The sequence below is a fragment of the Synechococcus sp. R6-5 genome, assembly GCF_047461775.1.
In the GTDB taxonomy this organism is placed as follows: Bacteria; Cyanobacteriota; Cyanobacteriia; order Thermostichales; family Thermostichaceae; genus Thermostichus.
Genome location: NZ_JANSHV010000035.1, coordinates 1 through 4,459 on the forward strand (window position 1 = coordinate 1; position 4,459 = coordinate 4,459).

General features: G+C 60.6%; 3 protein-coding genes. 1 reads left to right on the forward strand and 2 read right to left on the reverse strand.

What is annotated here, in order from left to right:
• Positions 1 to 198, reverse strand: a 198-nt coding sequence (locus tag NW818_RS01950; RefSeq protein ID WP_414423696.1) for a hypothetical protein, incomplete at its 3' end; no start/stop codon positions are given.
• A 73-nt stretch (positions 199 to 271) separates the two neighbouring features.
• Between NW818_RS01950 and NW818_RS01955 the strand changes: the two genes are divergently transcribed.
• Positions 272 to 1,324 (forward strand): CsgG/HfaB family protein, encoded by a 1,053-nt coding sequence (locus tag NW818_RS01955; RefSeq protein ID WP_414423697.1) that lies wholly within the window; start codon positions 272 to 274, stop codon positions 1,322 to 1,324.
• Positions 1,325 to 1,343: 19 nt separating this feature from the next.
• Here NW818_RS01955 and pruA read toward each other — a convergent pair whose 3' ends face one another.
• Entirely contained in the window at positions 1,344 to 4,298 is a 2,955-nt protein-coding gene (gene pruA, locus NW818_RS01960; RefSeq protein ID WP_414423698.1) for an L-glutamate gamma-semialdehyde dehydrogenase, read from the reverse strand.
• Positions 4,299 to 4,459: the final 161 nt, after the last annotated feature.

A 4,459-nucleotide genomic window follows, 5' to 3' on the forward strand; every position in this document is an offset into this window, starting at 1 on the left:
AGCCTTCAGGCCGGGGAGGATGTCAATTGCAGAGAGCGAGTACCTTTGCTCAACAGGGTTGAGATTTGTCAACTCTTCTATACAAACCTTCTCAATCCCTTTTTTCAACAACCTTGTAGTCGGTAGAGTGTAGGGCATCTTCTGGGAACAGGCGACGTCAGGATCCTTAGCCCTTAGCTGCCAGGTGATACCGGTCACCGCCCTGAAGCTCTTTTGGGTGCAAGCTGAGAGTAACTGTGGCCACTTCCCAGATCTAGGAGATCGTTTAACCATGCGCAACCTCTCTTCCGTTTTGCTGTTCGGGATCCCTTTGGTAAGCCTAGGCTGGACAGGGATCCCGGTGGTGGCCCAATCCGCCAATCCAGCCCTCTGCCAGCAATTTCCCCAAGACATTCGCTGCACCCTCTCTGCCCCCAGACAGGTGGGACAAGCGCCGCAACCCACATCCCGTCCTCGGATTGCAGTCTTGGACTTTGATTTCAGCAGCCTCAGCAATCCCTACAGCTTCCGCGAGGCTTCTCGGGGGGTGAGCGACCTGTTGGTGGATCGGCTGGTGAGAGATGGCACCTTTTCCGTCATCGAGCGCTCGCGGCTGGACGCGATCTTGGCCGAGCAGAACCTGGGTCTATCCGGTCGACTGGATGCCAACACCGCTGCTCAGGTAGGCCGGATCCTAGGGGTCGATGCGGTGATCCTCGGCAGTGTGACCCAGTTTGATGTGTCTGTGCGCCGTTCTGGGGGTGGGGCACCGGTCTTAACTCCCTTCGGCAGCTTCCCGCTGGCGGTGGGCGCTGAGTCAGTGGATGCCGATGCCGACGTGCAGCTGAATGCCCGCTTGGTGAGCACCAGTACTGCCGAGATCTTGGCCGTGGTCGAGGGCAAAGGCAACGCCAGCCAGTCGGATAGCACGGTCACGGTTGCCGGCTTTGGCGGGGGATCCGCCACCAGCAACGAAGAGAAGCTGTTGGTATTGGCAAGCCAACAAGCGGTGGAGCAAATTGCCCAGCAGTTGGCCGGTTTTGCCGGGCGCTTGGCAGCTCAGCCTCGCTCTCTGCCAACGGTTGACGCCTTGGTGGCGGATGTCTACGGCAACCAGGTGATCCTGAACAAGGGCAGCCGCGATGGCTATCGGGTGGGATTGATTCTTTCTGTGGAGCGCGTCGTCCGCGAGGTGAAGGATCCGGCCACGGGGACAGTCTTGCGCAAATTGACTGAGCCAGCCGGACAGGTCCAACTGACGGAGGTGGATGACAGCTCCAGTGTGGGACGCATTCTCAGCGGGGCAGGCTTCAAGGTTGGGGATGTGGCCAAGCCTGTCCAATGAGCTTTCCCAAGCCCTATCCTCAGGATCCCTCGATGGGAGCAAAGCCCTGCCGTTGCGTGTTTTCGGTTACGGTGCGCGGCTCTAAAAATTGCAGCAGGTAGTCGGGGCCGCCGGCTTTGGATCCCACGCCGGAGAGCTTGAAGCCGCCGAAGGGCTGCCGCTCCACCAACGCCCCGGTGATCTCGCGGTTGATGTAGAGGTTGCCGACGGCAAAGTCCTGGCGAGCCTGTTGAATGTGGGAAGGGGTGCGGCTGTAGAGACCGCCGGTGAGGGCGTAGGGGGTGGCATTGGCCATCTGCAGAGCAGAAGAAAAGTCCGGCGCTGAGATCACCGCCAAAACCGGGCCAAACAGCTCCCGCTGCGCCAGCTCTGACTGGGGATCCACCTGGCTGAACACAGTGGGGCCGACGAAGTAGCCTTTTTCCGGCACGGGCAGGCTGAGGTCGAGACGGGCATAGGCTTGGGCCGATTGAATGGCCTGGTGCAGGCGAGCTTGGGCCTCTGCATCGATGACCGGGCCAACTTGGGTGCCGGGGTGGGCCGGATCCCCCACATTTAAAGAGCGCACCGCCTCGACGAGCCGTCCCAAGAACAGGTCGTGAATGGACTGCAAAACGATCGCCCGCGAGCAGGCGGAGCATTTCTGGCCGCTGTAGCCAAAGGCGGAGTTGACCACTCCTTTGACCGCCTGATCCAGGTCGGCGCTTTCGTCGATGAGGATGGCGTTTTTGCCCCCCATCTCGGCAATGACCCGTTTGATGTGGTGCTGGCCCGGCTGCAGTTGCGCGGCTTGGGCGAGGATCTGGCAACCCACCGCCTGGGATCCGGTGAAGGCAATCAGGTGCACCCGCCAGTCTTGAACCAACAGGGGGCCAATGGCTTCGCCCACCCCCGGCAGGAATTGAAAGACACCCTCCGGGATCCCGGCTTCGGCAAGGGCCTTGAGGATAAACTCCGCCAGTTTGGCGGCGATCAGCGAAGATTGCTCCGCCGGTTTGAGGAGCACGCAGTTTCCGGCCACCAAAGCCGCCGCTGTCATGCCACAGGGGATGGAGAGGGGGAAGTTCCAGGGGGCGATCACCACCGCCACACCGCGGGGCTGGTAGTAGTAATGGTTGGTTTCGCCGGGCAGGTTGCACTCCCGTCCCCGCTCCAGAGCCTCCATCTGTTGGGCGTAGTAGCGGCAAAAATCGATGGCCTCGGAAACTTCCCCATCGGCCTGGGCAATGGGCTTGCCCACCTCCAGCACCATCCAGGCAGCCAGCTCCGCCCGCTGGGCTTCGATTTGCTCCGCCACCCGCCGCAGGATCCCCGCCCTCACGGCAACGGGGGTGCGCCTCCAGCTGGGGAAGCTGGCTTGGGCCGCTGCCAAGGCTTGCTCCACCTGTTCCGGCTCGGTCAACCCAATTTCCGCCACCACCTGTTCAGGATCCGCAGGGTTGAGGGAGAGCATCGCTTGTCGAGTGGGGCGATATTCTCCGGCAATCCAGGGCTGAACCCTCTGACCCAGTTGAGGCCGGATCTCGTCCAATGCCTGAAAAAAGGGATCCCGCTGCTGGGGCTGGCTGAAATCGGTGTCGGGAGCGGCGACAAACGAGAGAGAAGGAGCCTGGAAAACGGATCCCTCGTCCAAGACCGGCGGGGCCAACAGCTGCTCGGGATTGTAGCCCTGAACGCTTTGCCGCAGGAAAGAGGTGTTGGCGGTGTTTTCCAGCAAACGCCGGATCAGGTAGGCCATACCCGGCAGCAGCTCCCCGTAGGGGCAGTACACCCGCACCCGCTGTCCCTTCTGCACCAAGGCCTTGGCCAGGGGATCGGCCATGCCATAGAGCACCTGCAGTTCAAAAGCAGACTGGGGCACCTCCAGGGCTTGGGCAATGGCGATGGCTTTGGCCTGAGAGCGCACATTGTGGCTGGCGATGGCGGCGTGGAGATGGGTGTGGTGCTCCAACAAAAGCTGGGTCATGCGCTCGAAGTTGGCGTCGGTAGCAGACTTGCTGTTGTAAACCGGCTGTGGCCAGTGCTTTTGCGCCGCCAGGATGGTCTCTTGATCCCAGTAGGCCCCCTTGACCAAGCGCACCGTCACCGGGGATCCCCGCTCTTTGGCCCAGGCGATCAGGTTTTGCAGATCGGTGTAGCTATCCCGCAGGTAGGCCTGCAGCGTCAGGCCAACGTCGGTGCGGCCTCGGAACTCCGGCTCCAGCAGCAGCTCCTGCAAAATGGCCAGGGTGAGGGATTTGTAGCGGTACTGCTCCATGTCGAAATGGATCCCGACTCCCAGAGCTTCTGCCCGGCGCAACAGGACGCGAATCCGTTCCCCCACTTTGGTTTTGGCCCCCAGGGGATCGATGGGATCGAACTGGGAATAGAAGGCTGTCAGCTTTACCGACACTTGCGGCACAGGCTGCGGTTGTGGCCAGGTTTTGACCATCTTTGCCAAATGCTCCATCACCTGCAGATAGCGATCCAGATAGGATTGGGCTTCCACTTCGGTGATGACGGCTTCCCCCAGCAAATCCAGCGTGAAAGCCATACCCTGCCGGTGCAAAGCTTCCAGAGTTTTGCTGACTTGCTGTAGAGTTTCTCCGGCAATATAGCGGCGGGCCAGAGCTTCCACAGCAGCGGTGAGAGTGCTGGCAGCCAACTGTCCTGGCAGGGAGTCGGGGTCTGCGAAGTTGAGCAGGCTCTTCAGCATCCCCGGCAACTCTACTGCCGGATCCAAGAGATACTCCTGCAAATGGCGGGCCACCTCAGCCTTGCTTTTCAAGCTGGGCAAGACATCGATCAAGCGGAACAACTGGGTGCGCAGGTGGGGGTTCTCCATCGCCCAGGCCAGCAGCTTGTCCTCCCAGCGCAGTTGATCCCGCCACTGGGCCAGCAGGGATCTCTTCTCTCCCGAAAGAGAGGCGAACAGAGATTGGGCAAGAGCTTGGGTTTGGGCCTCGTAGGCAGTAGGAGCAGCTTGGGCAACCATCTGATGCACCGGGGGGCGGGATCCCTACCATCCTGTCATGGAAAAGAGGGAACCTGAGGCCGATTTTGGGAAGATAATGGCTTATGGGGCCACTGCAAATCCTCAAACAGCTACACCGGGTATAAGCAGCTTTGCAGGAGCATGACTCTAGTCAATAATAA

What these genes read in the sequence shown, in the direction of transcription:
- NW818_RS01955 (WP_414423697.1), top strand. Translation starts at nt 272, where the DNA reads ATGCGCAACCTCTCTTCCGTTTTGCTGTTCGGGATCCCTTTGGTAAGC.
- pruA (WP_414423698.1), bottom strand. Translation starts at nt 4,298, where the DNA reads ATGGTTGCCCAAGCTGCTCCTACTGCCTACGAGGCCCAAACCCAAGCT.